Annotated in this window: 15 protein-coding genes; all 15 read right to left on the bottom strand. The window is 69.4% G+C overall.

Going from position 1 to position 17,157, the window contains the following annotated elements; genetic code table 11:
• Positions 1-10: 10 nt before the first annotated feature.
• Complete coding sequence (locus HZA32_01205) at positions 11-1,366, bottom strand: glycosyltransferase (protein MBI5422671.1); 1,356 nt, start codon at positions 1,364-1,366, stop codon at positions 11-13.
• Positions 1,366-2,394, bottom strand: coding sequence for a glycosyltransferase (locus HZA32_01200; protein MBI5422670.1), 1,029 nt, complete (start codon positions 2,392-2,394; stop codon positions 1,366-1,368). Before HZA32_01200 ends, HZA32_01205 begins: the two co-directional genes overlap by 1 nt.
• Positions 2,391-3,185 carry an FkbM family methyltransferase gene (locus tag HZA32_01195; GenBank protein ID MBI5422669.1) on the bottom strand — a complete coding sequence of 265 codons (795 nt, stop codon included), beginning with the start codon at positions 3,183-3,185 and terminating at the stop codon, positions 2,391-2,393. The genes HZA32_01200 and HZA32_01195 overlap by 4 nt, the downstream gene beginning before the upstream one ends.
• Positions 3,182-3,838: a hypothetical protein gene (locus HZA32_01190; protein ID MBI5422668.1), complete on the bottom strand. Its 657-nt coding sequence runs from the start codon at positions 3,836-3,838 to the stop codon at positions 3,182-3,184. Before HZA32_01190 ends, HZA32_01195 begins: the two co-directional genes overlap by 4 nt.
• Positions 3,835-5,094 (bottom strand): glycosyltransferase family 4 protein, encoded by a 1,260-nt coding sequence (locus HZA32_01185; protein MBI5422667.1) that lies wholly within the window; start codon positions 5,092-5,094, stop codon positions 3,835-3,837. The genes HZA32_01190 and HZA32_01185 overlap by 4 nt, the downstream gene beginning before the upstream one ends.
• 1 nt (position 5,095) lies before the next feature.
• Complete coding sequence (locus HZA32_01180; GenBank protein ID MBI5422666.1) at positions 5,096-6,046, bottom strand: glycosyltransferase family 2 protein; 951 nt, start codon at positions 6,044-6,046, stop codon at positions 5,096-5,098.
• A 136-nt stretch (positions 6,047-6,182) separates the two neighbouring features.
• Positions 6,183-7,325, bottom strand: a complete 1,143-nt coding sequence (wecB, locus tag HZA32_01175; protein MBI5422665.1) for a UDP-N-acetylglucosamine 2-epimerase (non-hydrolyzing) — start codon at positions 7,323-7,325, stop codon at positions 6,183-6,185.
• A 1-nt stretch (position 7,326) separates the two neighbouring features.
• The gene (locus HZA32_01170; protein MBI5422664.1) at positions 7,327-8,550 is read right to left on the bottom strand and encodes a hypothetical protein; all 1,224 of its coding nucleotides are present in this window, start codon (positions 8,548-8,550) and stop codon (positions 7,327-7,329) included.
• Positions 8,550-10,166: a hypothetical protein gene (locus HZA32_01165; GenBank protein ID MBI5422663.1), complete on the bottom strand. Its 1,617-nt coding sequence runs from the start codon at positions 10,164-10,166 to the stop codon at positions 8,550-8,552. Before HZA32_01165 ends, HZA32_01170 begins: the two co-directional genes overlap by 1 nt.
• Positions 10,163-11,098: a glycosyl transferase gene (locus tag HZA32_01160; protein ID MBI5422662.1), complete on the bottom strand. Its 936-nt coding sequence runs from the start codon at positions 11,096-11,098 to the stop codon at positions 10,163-10,165. Before HZA32_01160 ends, HZA32_01165 begins: the two co-directional genes overlap by 4 nt.
• A gap of 4 nt (positions 11,099-11,102) precedes the next feature.
• The gene (locus HZA32_01155; protein MBI5422661.1) at positions 11,103-12,182 is read right to left on the bottom strand and encodes a glycosyltransferase family 2 protein; all 1,080 of its coding nucleotides are present in this window, start codon (positions 12,180-12,182) and stop codon (positions 11,103-11,105) included.
• A 4-nt stretch (positions 12,183-12,186) separates the two neighbouring features.
• Positions 12,187-13,137: a glycosyltransferase gene (locus tag HZA32_01150; GenBank protein ID MBI5422660.1), complete on the bottom strand. Its 951-nt coding sequence runs from the start codon at positions 13,135-13,137 to the stop codon at positions 12,187-12,189.
• Complete coding sequence (locus tag HZA32_01145) at positions 13,137-13,970, bottom strand: methyltransferase domain-containing protein (GenBank protein ID MBI5422659.1); 834 nt, start codon at positions 13,968-13,970, stop codon at positions 13,137-13,139. The genes HZA32_01150 and HZA32_01145 overlap by 1 nt, the downstream gene beginning before the upstream one ends.
• Positions 13,971-14,058: 88 nt before the next feature.
• Positions 14,059-15,837, bottom strand: coding sequence for a hypothetical protein (locus tag HZA32_01140; protein MBI5422658.1), 1,779 nt, complete (start codon positions 15,835-15,837; stop codon positions 14,059-14,061).
• Positions 15,838-15,968: 131 nt separating this feature from the next.
• Entirely contained in the window at positions 15,969-17,093 is a 1,125-nt protein-coding gene (locus HZA32_01135; protein ID MBI5422657.1) for a glycosyltransferase, read from the bottom strand.
• Positions 17,094-17,157: the final 64 nt, after the last annotated feature.

The raw sequence follows: 17,157 nt of genomic DNA, 5'->3' as shown, positions 1-17,157 counted from the left end.
ACAAACTCTTTCACTGCGTTCCTCCGATGGGGTGTGAGAGGTAATCGTCGACATCGAAGTCGTCTTCCGGCGGCAGGGCGTCGCGCAGCACGCGGTTGAAGATCCGGAGTTGGCGGGTGGACACGGCGGCGGCGGTGTATTCCGCCTCGAGGCGAGCGCGGTCGAGCGGCGGCAGGGCGGCGGCGCGCTGCTCCGCGAGCCGGGCGATGACGTCGGCGAGTTGGTCGGCGATCGCCGTGGGGTTCGCGGGGTCGAAGGCGACGAGCGCGGCGCCGCCGAGTTCGTTGATCTTCGCCTCGAGGATGCTGTCGCGAGGTGCGACCGCGAGAGCCGGTGCGCCGGAGAGGAGCGTGGGATAAACCTTCGACGGGGAGTAAGCGCGGTCCTCGGAGCCGAGGAGGAGGGCGACGTCGGCTTCGAGCAGGACTTGGAGCGCGTCGAGGTAACCGATGCGGGCGGACTGCTCGTGCACTTGGGCGCTGATGCCGTGCTTCGCGGCGAGGGCCGTGGAGGTGGCCACGCCGGTGCCCGCGCGCGCGTAGGACGTGCCGTAGAAATAGAGCCCCACGCGGCGTTCACCGAGCCGGGTGCGCGCGATGCCCGCGAAGAGCGCGTCGAGCGCGGGAAGCATGTCGGGCCCGAGGCGGCCGGCGTAGGCTATCTTCAGTTCGGACGATTCGGGCAGGATGCGGGGCGCCCGAGGCAACCGGTCGCGCACGAGCGCGAAATCGGCATCCGGTGCGCCGAAAGTGACGACGCTCGCGCGACTCGCATCGAACCACGGATAGCGGCGCCGCAGCACCTCGATGTAGGCTGAGGAAACGCTGATGACGTGCGCGCAGCTCCGCAGCGTCCAGCCTTCGAGGAGCTTGGCCGACGCGTAGGTGAAAAGGTATTTCCAGCCGCCGGGCGGCTTCGGCGCGCCCGGTTGGCTGTAGTATTCGTTCAGCCACGGATCCTGGAGGTCGATCACGTAAGGCACGCCGAATTCCCGCTGCCAGACCCGGCCGAGCGGACAGAGGACGAATTGCGTGGTGGAGAAATAAACGAGGTCGAATTTCTGCTCGGTGAGCAGGCGGCTGCCGGCTTCGTAGAGAAACGGGAGCGAGCGCAGGCCGAGATTGTTGATTCCGACGAAGCGGGTCCAGCGGCGCGAGAAGATCGGTGCGCGCACGATGTGCACGGGCTTGGGCAGCGTCGCGAGGAGCGCAGGCTCGAGGGGGGCCATCGGCTCGCGGTCGTCGACGGTGAGCACGACGACCTCCCAGCCGGCGTCGACGAAGTGCGGCAAGCTCATGCGCACGCGCTGCATGTCCGGCGCGTTGACCGGCGGAAAGTGAGCGGAAACGATGAGCAGGCGCGGCATCAGTTCACGAGGGAGCGGTAGACTTCCAGATAGCGCGGAGCGACGGTGGCGAGACTGAAACGCCGTTCGGCGTCGCGCCGACAGGTCGCGCGGTCGATTTCGCCGAGACGCTGGACGGCGGTGACGCCGTCGTCGATGCCCGTGATGAAGAAACCCGTGCGTCCGTCCTCAACGATCTCCGGCAACGCGCCGCGTGCGCAGGTGATCACCGGAGTGCCGCAGGCAAGCGCCTCCGGGAAGACGATGCCGAAGGGCTCGTTCCAGCGGATCGGCACGATCATCGCGGCGGCGCGGCTGAGGAGCTCGTTTTTGCGCACGTCGTCGACCTCGCCGATCCACTCGACGCCGTCGCGGCCGAGGTGCGGTTCGACTTCGCGGCGGAAGAAGTCCGCTTGCGGGCCGGAAGTGGCGTGATTGCCCGCGATGAGGAGTCGGCGACCGGCGCGGCGCGCGATCGCGATGGCGAGGTCGGGGCCTTTGATGTCGTCGACGCGGCTGAGAAACACGAGCGGTGCATCCGCGGGCACGCGCGGCACGAACGAGAATTTCTCCAACTCGACGAAGTTCGGGATCGCGGTCCAGTTGCCGCCCTGAGGCCGGCCCATGCTACAGATGAAGTCGCTGCAGCCGGTGAAGCGCAGCGTGCGACCACCGAGACGTGCGGCGAGGGCGAGCTGGCGGCCGCCGGTGTGGCGTTGGTAGGACATCACCACCGGTTGACGTGTCGCGAGCGTCGGGAGCAGGTAGCCGAGACGCGAGAAACTGTGCACGACGTCGGGGCGGAACTCGCGCACGGCGCGACGCAGCGCGAGGGCGTTGCGCAGGGTCGGGAGCGCGCCGGCCACGCGCTGGTCGGACCAGGCGAAAAGTTTCTGGACCGGCGCGGTGGAGTCGCGGTGCGCGAGGAGCGCGACGGTGTGTCCTTCCGCGGCATAGTGGCGGATGAGGGCGTCGATGATGCGTTCGATGCCGCCGTAGCCGACCGGCGGCACGGGGATCATCGGATCACAGGTGAAGAGGATTCTCATGCGGCGGCGGTGGGAATCCAGACGAGGCCGTGGGTTTCCGGTGCGTGCGTGTAGCCACACGATGTGAGAAAGTTCGGGATGGCCGCGGGATCGAGGCCGCGTTGTTGCAGGAGGTTGGGGTGCAATTCGAGGAAGAGCGCGCGGACGCGTTGCGCGCGGAAGAGTTCCGGGCTGCCGAGGATCGCTTCGTGCTCCCAGCTCTCGATGTCCATCTTGAGGACGAAGGGGCCGTCGATGCGCAGCCGGGCGAGGAAGGAGGAAAGCGTGAGAATCTCGATCGACTGTTTTTTCAGCGGGTAGCGCGTCGCGGTGGCGAAGCCGGTCGAGCTGTTGTTCATGTCCGGCGCGAGCTGGAGTTCGGCGGTGCCGGCGTGGTCGGAAATCGCGACCGCGTGGGTTTCGACGCGGACGGCATTGAGCTCGAAATTGCGCTGTAGCACCGGTTGCAGGCGGAGTTGCGGCTCGACGGCGACGACGCGGCCGCTCGGGCCGGCGAGGCGAGCGGCGGGCACGCAGATGAAGCCTTCGTTCGCGCCGACGTCGACGAACGTGTCGCCGGGGCGGAGGAACCGCGCGAGAAGGGTCTCGGTCGCCGCGTCGTAGTGGCCGTGCGTGGCGACGCGCTGGCCGGCGTCGCTCGCGGGATCGATCCAGAACGTGCCTGCCGAGGTCGTGATGACGCGGCGGCGAAGCAGGAGCAGGCGCTTGATGGCGACGGCGAGCGGTGCGGGGCGCACGGAGAGGAGCGCACGGCCAAGGCGAAGTGAGAAGGAGTCAGCGAAGGTGCTCATGGGCGTCCGGCGGATTTCTTGATCAGGCGCAAAAAGTCGGCGTGGGCGGCGGAGTCGGCCGACTGAAACTCGGCTAACGTCTCGGCTTGGGTCCCGTAACGTTCGGCGAACGAAGTCGCGATTTCGGTCGCCGCGGCCGTGAGGTGAGTGGCGCGAGGCAGCATGGTGGCAAGGATGATGCGGACGGCGGTGCGGAGCACGGGATCGAGGGCCGGGTCGGTCGAGGCATCCTCGAAGAGCGCGTCGAGATCGGCGCCGAACTTCGCGTGCGTGTGCTCGGCGGCTGTCGCCGCAGCGGCGATGCCCGCAACGCGGTGGCCGATGTAGTAGTGCGCACCGACGGCGACGGCGGCGGCGGTCAACCGCGGCGCTTCGGGGCCGTGGACGCGCAGGGCGGTTTCAATCGTCGCGAAGGGCGCCAGCGGCAACAAGCGGCGTGCGAGTGCGCGGCGAAAAGCTCCTGCGGTGCGGTTTGAAGCCACGGCCGTTTGCGCCCAAGGCGTGGAGTTGCCCGAGGCGTTGGCGGCGCCGCCGTGGACGACGTGCACGCGATAACCGGCGGCGTGCAGCGCGTCGGCTTGCCGCACGATGCGCGGGGCGTCGGCGAGCGGCGCGGGCGTGACGAGGCAGATCAACTTGGCCTCGTCGCTCATCCGAATAGGCCTCCTTCGCGCAGCACGGTGACGAGGCGCGCGCGGTAGTCGGACCACTGCCAGCCGGCGGCGGTGCGCAGCGCGGGCTCGCGCATCGCGCGCAGCTCGGCGCGATGCGCCACGCACCACTCGACGCTTTGCGCGATCGCGTCGGCGTCGGCGGCGGGGATGAGCAGGCCGTTTTCGTTGGCGCGCAGGAGATCGGCGGCGCCGGCGGAGGTCGTCGTGATCACGGGCACGCCGCGCGACCACGCTTCGGTGACGACCATGCCGAAGCCGTCGCACAGCGTCGGAAAAATCAGCGCGTCGGCGCGGTGCAGCGCGGCCATGAGTTCGGAGTGCGGCACGGCGCCGGCAAACTCGATGCCTTCGGGCACGGGTTGCACGATGCGATCCGGCAGCGGCACGGAGCCATAGACGCGGAGCCGTGCGTGCCGGCCGAGACGATGCGTGCGCCAGGCGTCGAGCAGGTAATGCGCGCCCTTGCGAACGGAGAACGTGCCGGCCCAGACCAGTTCCAGCGGGCCGCTCGTCGTGCCGCCGGAGAGCGCGAGTTCGCGGTCGACGACGGGCGGTGCGCCGTAAGGCACGACGCGGACTTTCGACACATCGAGGCCGGCGGGCGCGAAGCTGTTGCGCGTGAACTGCGACGCGGCGACGACGAGATTCGCGCGCGTGAACTCCGCGTGGCGGCGCGCGATGCGGCCTTCCTCGCGATCAGCGGTCCATTGATGCCACGGCGTGACGAGTTCGGGAAATTTGGCGGCTTCGCGGTCGAGCAGCGCCTGCACGAAACGCGGCTCCGGCGCGGGCATGTCGTAGGCGACGCGGATGCCGAGGGCGTTGGCGCGCGTGATCGTGGCGAGCGAACTGTATTCGAAGGCGTAGACGCCGGTGAGGCCGGGATGGAGTCCGCGCGCGACGGCGGCGTCGAAGGCGTGTTCGGCGCGCTCCCAGACGAAGTCGGTCAAGCGTCCGTCGCGATCGGCGCGGGCGGTGGCGACGCGCAGCAATTCGCCCCACGGGCGCGAGATCACTTTTTCGAGTGGGACGGCCGTGACGGTGCGGCGGCGGAATTCGCGCTCGAGGTCCAGGCCCGCGAGGCGGCCGGCGGCGAAGAGCGCGCGTTGCGCGGTGCTGTCGGGCGCGTAGCGGATGCTCGTGATGTAGGAGTCGAGCTGCCCGGCTTCGTGGAGCGCGCGCGCGGCTTGTTGCACAAACGGCGCGACCATCGGGTGAAAAATACGGACGCTCATGTCAGGTGCGGAAGCGGCCGGTGGCTACCTGCAGGCGGCGCGCCAGCTTCCAACCGAGGAAGCGACGGAAGAGGTGGAACGAGCCGCCGCCGAGCGGTTGGAACGTTGCGCCGCCGAGGCTGCGGGCGAGGCGCTCGGCGTCGCGCACGAGATCGGGCGCGGCCGGGTAGTAGTCGTAGGCGAAGCGTTGCGCGAGGTTTGCGGCGGCGGCGCGCATGGCCGGCGTGTCGGCGAGGAGCGTCATCTCGTCGACGATGAGCTGGACGGCGAGATGGCCGGACTCAAGGTGGCGTCGGCTGCGTTGGGCGCTCAGGCTGGTGGGCATCGCCGAGCGATAGAGCGAGACGGCATCGGCGCTGTAGGCGATGCGCGAGGCGGCGGTGACGACGCGCGCGAAGTATTCGCCGTCGTCGTTGAGTGAGAGGCGCTCGTCCCACGGGCCGGCGGAATCGGCGATGGCGCGCGGCACGAGCCACGCGGCGGGATGCATCATGCAATCGTGCGAGGCGAAGCGGATGAGGTATTCCTCGGGCGAGAGATCGGCGAAGAGCGGGTTCGCGTCGTGGAAGTGCAGTTGCGCGGGATCGGTGGTGAAGCGGCCCCAGCGTCCGGTGAAGACGGTGCCGGCGGGTTCGCGGGCGGCGCGGGCGAGTTGCGCGGCGATTTTGCCGGGAGCGAGGAGGTCGTCGGCGTCGAGGAACTGAATGAACTCGCCGCGCGCGGCTTCGAGGCCGCGGTTGCGCGCGGCGGAGGCGCCGCGGTTGGGCTGGGCGATGACGGTGACGCCGCGAGCCTCGAAGCGGCGAGCGACGGCGAGGCTGTCGTCGCGCGAGCCGTCGTCGACGACGATGATGTCGAGCGTCGCGCCGGTTTGCGCGAGGCACGATTCGAGCGCGGCCGCGAGCCACGGCGCGGCGTTGTAGCAGGGGACGATGATCGAGACGGTCGGCACGCGGGTTAGACGGAGCGGAACGGGATCGAAGGCGGTGCTATCGCCGAACGGGTTGAACGACTGATGCCGCGGGCTCGGCGCGCCCGGCGGTCGCGCCCTACCGCACGCGGCGAGAGTCGGAAGCTGGAGGACAACGTCACGGAGACTTCGCGAGGAGCGACTTCACGCAGCGCGCGGCGGCGGCGCCGTCGCCGTAGGGGAACGCGGGTTTGGGCGCGCGGCGGGCGCGGCGGCTGGCGACGAGCGCGGAGCGGACGGCGGCGAGGAGGCGCGTGGGTTGGTGGCCGACGAGTTTCACGAGGCCGGTTTTCAAACCCTCGGGGCGCTCGGTGGTGTCGCGCGTGACGAGCACGACCTTGCCGAGGGCGGGCGCTTCCTCCTGCACGCCGCCGCTGTCGGTGACGATGACGTGGCTGAGATCGAGGAGTTGGAGAAACTCGGGGTAGTTCTTCGGCGCGGTGAGGACGATGTTGGGGACGCGGCCGAGCATTTCATCGACGGTGGTGCGGACGTTCGGGTTCGGGTGGACCGGGTAGAGGAAGAGTGCGCGCTGGTCGGCGGCGGCGAGGCGGGCGAGCGTGCGGCAGATTTGGCGGAGCGGTTCGCCGAAGTTTTCGCGGCGGTGGCCGGTGACGAGCACGAAGCGGTGGCGCTGGTCGGCGGCGAGGAAGGCGGCGATGCGATCGCGGTCGGCGTCAGGCACGGGCGCAGTGCGGAGGCGGGCGACGCCGAGGAGGAGGGCGTCGATGACGGTGTTGCCGGTGACGACGATGCGGGCGTGGGGCAGCGGCATCGCTTCGCGGCGGAGCGCGCGGGCGGAGGCGGCGGTCGGCGCCCAGTGGAGCGCGGCGATCTGGCTAATGAAGCGGCGATTGATTTCCTCGGGGAAGGGCGAGTCGATGCGGTTGGTGCGCAGACCGGCTTCGAGGTGGGCGACCTTGATTTTGAGATAGAAGGCGGCGAGGGCGCAGGCCATCGCGGTGGTGGTGTCGCCTTGGACGACGACCCAATCGGGCTCCAGTTCGCCGAGGACGCGGTGCAGCTCGGTCACGGCGCGGCTGGTGAGCGACGCGAGCGACTGGTTGGGCTGCATGAGGTTGATGTCGATGTCGGCGCGGATGTCGAAGAATGCGAGAATCGGTGCGACGAGGTCGGCGTGTTGGCCGGAGAGGACAACGGTGGTGCGGAAGCGGCGCGGCTCGGCGCGGAGCGCGAGGATGAGCGGCGCGAGCTTGATGGCTTCGGGGCGGGTGCCGAGGACGAGGGCGACGTGGAGCATGTCAGGCGGTGAGGGTTTCGCGCACGGCGGCGACGAGGCGGGTGCTTTCGGTTTCCCAGTTGTAGACGCTGGTCGCGAGCGACCACGCGCGGTCGCGCAGGGCGGCGAGGCGCGCTGGCGTGCCGGCGAGTTGGGTCAGCTGGTCGGCCAGCGTGAGCGGGTCGGCGTTGGAGAACGTGAACGCCCAGCCGTCGTGCGCGGCGAGCAATCGGCGGTGCGCGGCGGTGTCGGTGAGCGCGAGGGCGCAGCCGGCCATCAAGCCGGTGAAGACCTTGTTGCCGACGGCGAGTTGGTGGAAGAGCTGCGTGCCGGGCTGCGTGCCGAAGCAGATGTCGTGTTCGCCGGCGAGCGGCACCATGTCGCGCGGCGGAGCGCCGGGGGCGAGCGCGAGGGCGTCGGGGATGCGCAGCTCGGCGGCGAGGGCGCGGAGTTGCGCGAGGTAATCGGGGCGCGGGTTCGCGCCGCGGAGCGTGAGGCGCGCGGGGAAGGGCAGGCTAGCGATCGCGCGGAGGATGACTTCGGCGCACGCGTGCGGGCCGACGGTTTGGCCGAACCAGTAAAGCGCCAGCGGAGCGTGCGCAGGGCGCGCGGCGGGCGGCGGCAGCGCGGCACGCTCGGCGAGCGTCATGCAGTTGTGCAGGACGACGGGCGGACGTGGGAGGCGATGCAGCTCGGCGAGGCGATCTGCGGCGGCGTCGGACATCGTCGTGAGGAACGCGGCGCGCGGGAAGTGCCGGTCTTCGATCGCGCGGACGAGTGCGGTGGGTTCGTCGGTGCAATCGGAGACGAGGTCCTCGACGTCGACGGCGAAGCGCGCGCGGTGGGCTTGCGCGGCGGCGACGGCGGGGAGCACGACCATTTGCTGCTGGGCGAGGTAGAGGTCGGCGGGGACGGCGCGGGCGGCGCGGGCGAGCTCGGGGCCGAAGTAGCCGTAGGCGCGATTGCGAGCGAAGTCGGACGAGAGCGGGAGTTTTTCCGCGAGGCGGCGGCGGAGGCGGGCGAACCGAGCGTGGAGTCGGCCGCGCGGCGTGCGGCAGAAATCGAGCGCGACGGCCTTCCAGCGCGCGGCGGCGATGAGCGCATCGTCGTGGCCGCGGAAGCGCGCGAGGTGATCCGGGTAGATGACGGTGACGTCGTGTCCGGCCGCGGCGAGGCAATCGGCGTTGCGCACGAGGCGCGGGTTGCTGCCGAGTTGGTTGGGTCCGAGGATGACGATGCGGGCCATCAGCGGGATTCGGACGAGCGCCGATAGAGGGTCACGAACCCTTGAGCGGGTGCGGTGGCGACGCGCCAGTGGCGGCCGTCGGCGAGTTCGGTGGGAGACACTTGGTTGCCGTAGAGACCGATGAGCAGCGGGTCGCGGCCGAGAGTGGGAGAAGGAGCTGGTCCCGCGGGCTGGTAGGGCGAGCCGACGTGGCCAAGAAAACGAAGTTCGATGGACCGCGTGCCGCGGTGCCATTGCGTGAACGTGACGCTGTCGCGCGGTAGAAAGCCGGCAGCGAAAAGTTCGCGCAGCGCGAGTTGCTCAGGGAGCCAGCCGGCGAAGTAGAGGGTCTCGCTCGAGTGGGTTTCGACGAAGGCGCGAATTTCTGCGAGGCGAGCTTGCTGGTGGAGTTTCTCGCGGCGCCACGTTTCGGCGGCGAAGAGGTGGCCGGTGCGGAGGCGGAAGCCGTCCTCGTTGGGAATTACGTCGCCGCCGCCGAGCACGACTTTGATAGTGCGGGAGCCGAGGACGAACGAGGTGGAGAAAGCAGCGGGCGGCGCGGAGAAGAAGCGCGCCTCGCTGGGCAGCACACGGAGGCCGGCCACCGCATCGGCGGTCGCGGCGAGCGCGAGGAGTGCGAGCGTGGTGCGGCGGCGTTGGGCGAGGAGCGTGCGGAGCAACAGCAGCCCCGGGAGGAGCGCGAAGGGAATAGTGTAGTAGAGGTATTTGGTGCTCACGAGCGCGTCGCGGTAGGCGAGCGCGGTGGGGATCAGGCCGGCGGCGAGGAGCAAGAGAAGCGTCCCCTTTTTGCGCGCGGCCAGCCAGACGACGCCTGCGAGTGAGGCGAGCAGCAGCGCGGGGGACAGTAGCGTGAGCAGGGCGTCGCGCGTCATGCGCAGCGTGCTGGATTCGGGGGCGCGGCCCGCGAACGTGGCGATGGCGGCGGAGAGCGGCGCGCCGCTGAGTTGGCGGAGCGCGAGGAATGCGATGATGGCGACGAATGCGGCCAGCGCGGTGTCGCGGAGCGCTCTTGCACCCCAGCCGTCGTGCAGGGCCAGCAGCGGCAGCGTGGCCGGTGCGACGAGCAGCGCGTCGCCGCGCAGCCAGCCGGCAACGCCGAGCCCGACGCCGCCGAGGAGCAGCAGCGACCGTCGCGCGCGCCGGGCGAACGGCACGAGCGAGAGCAGCGCCACGCCGCCGGCGAGCGCGCTGGTGTTGAGGTAGCAGGCGGCTGCGACGGTTTCCTGACACGCCAGCATTGCGAGCAACGCGAACACGAAAGGAATCGAGAGCGCGGCGGAAAGCAGCCCAGCGCCCGAAACGGCAAAGAGCGCGGCGCCGAAGACGGTCGCGGATGCAAACACGGTCTGTGCGGAGACACCGGTGAGCCGGACGGCGGCGGCGAGCACGTCGTAGGAACCCGGTTGGATGGGGAACAGGTAGCGGCGCGCCAGCAACTCGGGCGAAGAGGAGACCATGCCTTCGACGCCGAAGATCACTCCTTGATCGTCACCTTCGACGGGCACGATAGGCCAGAGGCCGCGGCTCGCGATGAGCACGAGTGCGACGCACGCGATCCACGCGGCGCCGCGAAGGGTGGCGGACGAGGACGGCGAGTCGGACACGGGAGCGTTCACGGGCGTTGCAAGGCGACGCGCCAACAGTGGCGGAAGTAGGCGGGCTTCGAATCGGCGACGTAGTGGTGCATCACGGCGCGGCACTCGACGGACTCGGGCGAGCGGGGGAGCAGCACGTGGTCGGCGGGCGGTGGCACGGCGCAGGCGCGGCCGGCGAGGTGGAGGGCGACGAGCGCCTGCTCCTGGTAGTAGTGCGTGCCCGCACGGGCCTGGAGCTCGCGGCACCAGAATTCCATGCGCTCCCAATCGATCTCGTCGCTGCGCAGGCCAAGCGTGCCGGTGTTGACGCGCTCGCTGACGCGCTGGCCGGCGAGTTCGTCGAGCAGCGCGAGCGGGTAGCCGTAGGCGTTCTCGATGTCCTCGCCGCGCAGCGGGATCGACGGCGCGTCGTGCCAATCGAGGAGGAAGCGCGGTTCGGCGAAGAAAAGCAGATCGGAGTCGAGGAAGAGCTTCCAACCGGAGAGTCCGGCGTGGAGATCGGTGATCTTGCGCAGCAGCGGAAAGCTCGTGCGGCGGGCGCGAAGCGTCGGAAAGCGCGCGGCGGGCAGCGCGGCGTCGAGGCGCGCGGTGATGTCGGCGTCAGTGAGGAAACGGGTGTTCGGAAACAGGCGGCGGAGCGGCGCGCGGAATTTTTCAGTGAGCGTGCCGTCGTCGAGAATGACGGGCGCGAGCGGGCGACGCGCGTGGCGCGCGAAGGTCCAGAGACAGAACGCCGTTTGATACCAGTAGCGGCGTCCGGTGAGGAAATGCAGCTCGACCGGCGCGCCGGTGGCAGGCGCGGGCAGAGGGAGCGTGTAGGCGGCGGCTTCCATCGCGGCGCGGCCGCGCGCGGTGCGCCAGACTTCGAGCGGTCCGCCCGCGTCGGCGACGCTGCGCACGTAGCCGAGCGGACGGTGGACGAGTTGGTAGGCGAGTTGGCCGGCGAGCGACATTCGATCAGAGAGAGGGGATGGTGCACGGGGCGGCGCTGGCCAGCGGGGGCTCGGGCGCGGCTGATACCGTGAGGAGCTCGTTCAGCTCATGATCGCTGATCGTGCGGCAGCTAGCGTAAGAGTGGGAACGGAGGCGGAAAATCCGGCCGGCGATTTCGGGGCCGACGAGTTGGGCGAAACGACTGAAGTTGCGGCCGCCGACCTTGTGCAGACGGCTGCGCGGCGCGGAGGCCCAGATCGCGAGCAAGCGATTCGCGTAGCGCGTGTCGAAGTCGCGCGGCAGGCGCCGCCAGGATTCGAACGCCCGTTCGCCGACGACGCGCCGCGCCTCGACAGTGGCGGTTGTCTGCGGGCAGCGTTGCATGAATTTTTCCGCGAGGAGCAAAGCGGCTACGCCGAGACGCTCCCAATGCTGGCTGTAACGCGCTTCGCCGTGCGGCCCAGTCGCGGTCAACGGGAGAGGGAGTTTCTGCACGCGCGGCGTTTGCAGCAGGAGATTGTAGTAGAGCCAGACGTCGCCCACGGGGTCGTAGCAGCGATCCGCAGGCACGAGCGGATTTTGCAGCGTCTCGACGAGCCAAGTGCGACGGTAGGTCGGTCCGTGGGGCGGCGGCATGATGCGCAGAACGAGATCGGCGAAGTCGCTGAAATCGTCCGCGAGCGCGTGCGCCGCCGAGAACCTCGACGAGTAGCCAGGTCCCAACTCGGGGCGAGCCATGTCATCGTAGGCGAAGTCGGCCGCGTTCTTTTCCAAAACATCCCAGTGTGCCGCCAGTTTTTCCGGCGTGATGAGATCGTCCGAGTCGAGAAACAGCAGGTAGCGGCCGCGGGCGTGTCGCAGCCCGTGAAGGCGGGCGGCGATCGAGCCTTGGTTGGGCTGGCGGATGAACGTCACCGCGGCGTTGAGCGCGAAACCACGGAGAGAATCGGCGAGCGGAGAGTCCGGCGTGCCGTCGTCGACCACGATGATCTCGCCGTCGGAAGGCAGACGACGGAGGGCAGCCGCCGCGCTCTGCAGCGTGTATTTGAGCGGTTCGATGCGACCGTAGGCCGGAATGACGATGCTGAAACCGAGGGCGCTCACGATGCTAGGTGCGAGAGGTGAGTTGCGCGAGGCCTTCGAAGTGGCCGCAGGCGCCTTGCCAGCGGATGCGGGCGAGGTGGCCGGACCAGGCGCGATAGACGAACCACGCTTTCAGTTGGCGGAGCGGCACGGTCCACGGCGCGACGGGCGGCCAGGGATTTGCGTCGTATTTGTGGAGGACCTGCACCCACGAGCGCGCGATGCCGCGATTGAGCCGCGCGACGTAGTCGGGTTGCACGCGGCCGCTCGGAATGAGGTGCGTGAGGATGAGCGAGGGGAAGTAGCCGACCGACCAGCCGGCGCGGAGGATGGAGAGGACGATGTCGTTGTCGCCGCTGGAGGAGAGCTCGTTGCCGCGGCGGTCTGGGAGACGCGCGGTGGAATCGTCGGCGAGCCACGTGGCGAGCGCGGCGCGGCGCAGCGCCATGCCGGCGCCGACGGGCGCGCAGAGCGGGTATTCGTTGCGGCCGGTGCTCGGGTCGAAGAGCGCGGTGCAGATTTCGGTCGCGTCTCCGGCGTCGCGGCAGGCGAGCAGGCCGTCGAACTCGGGCTGCCACCATGCGGGGCGCGGCGTTTCAAACTCGCCGAGGTTCTTGCCGCCGGCGGCGCCGAGTTTCGGGTGCGCAGCGAAAAGGGCGGCGACTTGGTCGAGGTAGTCGGGCGCGAGCACGTTGTCGTCGTCGACGAGCACGAGGAATTCACTGCGTGCTTCGGAGAAGCCGCGCCGGCGCGCCGGGGTGAGGCCGAGGGCGGTTTCTCGGACGATGCGGAGATTCGCGGGACCGAGGGCGGCAAGTTCGGCGGCGTCGAGCGCCGGGGCGGAGGCGTTGTCGACGAGGATCATTTCCCAACTCGCGACGGGCATCGTTTGCGCGCGCAGCCCGGCGAGGGTGCGCACGAGGCGGCCGCGGTGCGGGTTGTGCGTGGGAAGGACGACCGAGAGGAAAACCGACATCAGCGAGGCGGTGGGAAGCCGGACCGGTAAGGCGCGGAAAGCGTGAGCATCTCCTGCAACCAGGCGGAGGGATCGTCGGCGCGCTGGCCGCGCAGGCGCCATTTCAGGCCGCGCAGGTGGCGGATGACGGGGTCAGTCGCGCGTTCGCGGAGCGTGGGCACGGCGTCGCGATAGAATTGTTCGGCGCGGGAGCGGGCTTCGTCGGCGTTGAGGAGGCGCCACTCGAAGGTGTCGGTCCATGCGAAGTGGATGTCGTGCGCGGCGCCGGCCTCGACGAGGCGTTCGCATGCGAGAAGGGGCAACGCGTAGCGCGAGCGCGGCAAAGTCGCGGTGGCGGATTTCGGCGAGAGCTCGAGGCGGTTGCCGACGACGTCGAGAATCCAGTGGTGGTGCGGGTGGCCGCATTGCGACGTGATGCGGTCGCGGACGCCGATGGATTGCTCCTTGAGGCGCGTGGGCGACTCGATCACTCCGGCACGCGCGACGCGGCGCATTTCGCGGAGGAGCGGCTCGGGCGTTGGGAGGTCCTCGACCGTTTGGCCGCAGAAGGCGAAGTCGAAGAACTTATCCGGCACCGGCAGACGGAAATCCGGCGCAGTGAAATCGGCGAGCGTCCACGTGTCGGCCGTGAAGCGCTCGCCCGGCAACGGCGCGAGGTTCAGGCGACCGAGGCGCGTCTGGTAAGGCATCGCGTCGGCGACGTGCGTCGCACGCGCGAGTGGGCAGAACCAGCCGCCGAAATCGATCACGCGGGCGTCCGACGGCAGCGCGGCGAGGCGCGCGCGGAGAGCGGCGCTGCCGGAGAAATTCGCGAGTGACGGCGAGCCGCTCATGTGCCGCGCAGGTGGGTCGGGCGCGTGCTGCGCTGCCAGCCGGCGGGGGCGTCGCGACCGACGAGGCGCAGGAACGCGACGAGGATTTTCAGGCCAATTTGGCGAATTGCTTGAGCCATGTGAGTTTCTCCTCGCGGGTTTTCTGGAAGGGATTGCGGAAGAGCTGATCGTTGAGCACGAGCAGATCGATGTCGGTGTTGAGGAAGCATTCCCACGCCTCGGCGGCGGTGCGGACGATCGGCTGGCCGGAGACGTTGAAGGAGGTGTTGATCAGGATCGGGACGCCGGTCTGCCGCTTGAAGGCGGTGAGCAGGCGGTGCATGTCCGGATGGTTTTCGCGGGCGATCGTCTGGAGGCGTGCGGAGTAGTCGACGTGCACGACGCTCGCGATCTCGCTGCGCGGGAAATCGAGACGCTCGCGGAGCGAGGCGAACTGCTCCGGCTGTGGCGTGCGGCGCGCGGGGACGAGGTTCGCGGTGTATTGCATGAAGTCGCTCGGCTCATCGGTGTCGAACCACGCGGCGCAATCCTCGGCGAGCACGAGCGGCGCGAACGGACGGAAGGACTCGCGAAACTTCACGGCGAGATTCAGACGTGACTGCATGCCGGGCTGGCGCGCGTCGGCGAGGATCGAGCGGGCGCCGAGGGCGCGCGCGCCGAGTTCCATGCGACCGCGGACCCACGCGACGATTTTGCCCTGCGCGAGCTGGGCGGCGACGAAGTCGTCGAAGTCGCCGGTGACGGTGACGCGCCAGGGATTCGCCTCGGCGGGAATCGGACCCGGTTCGCCGCCGAGATAGAAGCCGTTGTGCGCGACCTTGAAGAGCGAGCCGCGGCGTTCGCGTTCGAGGAGCAGCGCGGCACCGAGGCCGGAACCCATGTCGCCGCCGACGGGCGAGTTGAAGACGCCCTTGAAGATTTTTTCGGCGCGAAGCTTGCCGGCGGTGACGCAGTTTTGCGCGCAGCCGCCGCAGAACACGAGGTTCTCCTCGCCGGTCTCGGCGCGGATGTAGCGCGCCATCTTGAAGACTTCGTCCTCGAAGATCTGCTGCAGCGAGGTGGCGATGTCGATGTAGTCGTCGGTGAGCAGGTCCTTCTTGTCGCGTGCGGGCAGGCCGACGGCGGCGGCGACGTGGGGGAGCGCGGCGAGCAGCGAGAACTCGTTGAACTGCACCGGGAATTTCAGACGGAAGCCGCCGCGTTCGTCGGTGGTGAAGAGGCGCGAGAGTTTGTCGACGAAGCGCGGCGTGCCGTAGGGCGCGAGGCCCATGACCTTGTATTCGGAGCCGAACGAGTGGAACCCGAGATACATCGTCACGAGCGTGTAGAACATGCCCAAGCCGTTCTCGTAGGTTTGCTCGGCGCGGAGTTCGAGGCGGCCGCCGTCGATCACGCCCATGCTGGCGCTGTAGTCCTCGCCCTTGCCGTCGACGCAGAGAAATGCGGCGCGCTCGAACGGCGACGTGTGAAAGCCGCCCGCGACGTGCGTGAGGTGGTGCCAGGCGAAGTGGAATTGCGCGGTCGGGAACAGTGCGCGCGCCGGATCGGTGTAGTAGCCGGCGGTGCGTTCGGGCAGGAGGCGGCCGAGCGCGCGGGTGAAGGCGTTGCCGGGGCGCGTGGAGAGATTGAAGAGGAGGCTTTGCAGCGGCTTCTCGGCGAGGACGACGTCGGTGACGTCGGCCGGTGTGACGCCGCCCATCGCGAGCGCCTCGGCGATGGCGCGGCGCGGGAAGGAGCCGTCGTGCTTGAGGCGCGTGTGGCGCTCCTCCTGCGACGAGGCGATGAGGCGGCCGTCGATGAGGAGTGCGGCGTTGGCGTCGTGGCCGAGAAGGCCGCCGATGCCGAGGATGACGGAGCGTGAAGCCATGGCGGAAAATTATCGCGCGGATTGCGACTGCGCTGGGAGGTGGAGCGCGTTGACCTCAACGCGTTCGGAGCGTCTTGGGGTCAAGCCGCTCCACCTTGCCGAAGGAACGACGGTGGCGAAATGCAGCGCGCTCATGCGAGGAGGGTGAGGTAATCTTGTGGCAGGTAGCGCGCGTGGGCGGCAGTGGCGGCGGCGCGGCCGAGGGCGGGCCAAGCGGCGTGCGTGGCGAAGGCGCGGGCGAGCGTGGCGGTCAGCAGCGGCACGGTGGGCGCGGGGCAGAGGAATCCGGTTTCGCCGTCGCGCAGCCAGTCGTTCGCGCCGCCGACTTCGGTGGAGAGGACGGGCCGCTCGCAGAGCATCGCTTCGGGGATCGTCATCGGCACGCCGTCGTCGACCGAGGCGGAGACGAGCAGGTGGTTTTCCGCCCAGATGTCGCGCAGCTGTTTCACGTAGCCGCGGAAGTGAACGCGGTCGGTGAGGCCGAGATGCGTCGCCGTGGCGCGGAGATAGGCTTCGGCGGGACCCTGGCCGAAAATGTTGAGCTGCCACGCGGGCGTCGTGGCGGGCGGCAGCGCGGCGAGGGCGTGGAGGACGAGCTGGATGCCTTTGCCTTCGTCGAGGCGCGAGACGGTGGCGAGCTGGAGCGTCGGCGACGTGGGCCACGGTGAGACGTCGGCGGGTTGCCAGCGCAGCGGGTTTTGGATGACGCGCGCGTGCGGGAGCGGTTCGAGCAGGTGGCGGCGCGTGACCGTGAGGTTGCGCGAGGAGACGAAGCAGACCTGCTTGGCGAGCGTGAGCGCGCGTTTGGCCGCGTGCCACTCGCGTTCGGAGAGCGATGGGTTTTCTTCCTGCCAGTTCGCAATGAGGCGAACGCGCGTGCGGCTCGCGGCGAACCAATCGACCCAGTCGGAATGGAGAATCAGGTCGTAGGTGCCGCCGAGGCTGATGATGACGAGGTCGGGGCGGAATGCGGTGAGTTCGTCGACGAGACCGTCGCCAGCGCGTCCGAGCTTGCGGCGGATTTTGCCTGCGATGCGGGCGCTGAGGGAGTCCGGCACGGACGCGGGGACGCGTTCGTGCAGACGCGCGCCGGCGTCGATGAGCGCGGCGACGCGCGGGCTGGCGGCGACGACGGGCGAGACGGAGATCAGCAGTTCGTCGCCGCGGCGTTGGGCGGCTTCGGCGGCGTTCGTCCACAGCGTGTCGGCGCCGCCCCATGGGTAGCCGAGAATGGTGGAGACGAAGGCGATTTTCATCGGGCGGGCGTGAGCACGCGCGTGCGAAGCATCGAGCGCGTTGGGGTCAACGCGCTCCACCTGA

This window comes from Opitutia bacterium, assembly GCA_016217545.1.
In the GTDB taxonomy this organism is placed as follows: domain Bacteria; phylum Verrucomicrobiota; class Verrucomicrobiia; order Opitutales; family Opitutaceae; genus Didemnitutus.
This window is presented reverse-complemented; position numbering and strand designations above follow the sequence as displayed.

Bases quoted from the DNA above. Each gene is read 5' to 3' on its own strand.
- HZA32_01205 (MBI5422671.1), bottom strand. From the start codon at position 1,366: ATGCCGCGCCTGCTCATCGTTTCCGCTCACTTTCCGCCGGTCAACGCG.
- HZA32_01200 (MBI5422670.1), bottom strand. From the start codon at position 2,394: ATGAGAATCCTCTTCACCTGTGATCCGATGATCCCCGTGCCGCCGGTC.
- HZA32_01195 (MBI5422669.1), bottom strand. From the start codon at position 3,185: ATGAGCACCTTCGCTGACTCCTTCTCACTTCGCCTTGGCCGTGCGCTC.
- HZA32_01190 (MBI5422668.1), bottom strand. From the start codon at position 3,838: ATGAGCGACGAGGCCAAGTTGATCTGCCTCGTCACGCCCGCGCCGCTC.
- HZA32_01185 (MBI5422667.1), bottom strand. From the start codon at position 5,094: ATGAGCGTCCGTATTTTTCACCCGATGGTCGCGCCGTTTGTGCAACAA.
- wecB (MBI5422665.1), bottom strand. From the start codon at position 7,325: ATGCTCCACGTCGCCCTCGTCCTCGGCACCCGCCCCGAAGCCATCAAG.
- HZA32_01170 (MBI5422664.1), bottom strand. From the start codon at position 8,550: ATGGCCCGCATCGTCATCCTCGGACCCAACCAACTCGGCAGCAACCCG.
- HZA32_01160 (MBI5422662.1), bottom strand. From the start codon at position 11,098: ATGTCGCTCGCCGGCCAACTCGCCTACCAACTCGTCCACCGTCCGCTC.
- HZA32_01150 (MBI5422660.1), bottom strand. From the start codon at position 13,137: ATGTCGGTTTTCCTCTCGGTCGTCCTTCCCACGCACAACCCGCACCGC.
- HZA32_01145 (MBI5422659.1), bottom strand. From the start codon at position 13,970: ATGAGCGGCTCGCCGTCACTCGCGAATTTCTCCGGCAGCGCCGCTCTC.
- HZA32_01140 (MBI5422658.1), bottom strand. From the start codon at position 15,837: ATGGCTTCACGCTCCGTCATCCTCGGCATCGGCGGCCTTCTCGGCCAC.
- HZA32_01135 (MBI5422657.1), bottom strand. From the start codon at position 17,093: ATGAAAATCGCCTTCGTCTCCACCATTCTCGGCTACCCATGGGGCGGC.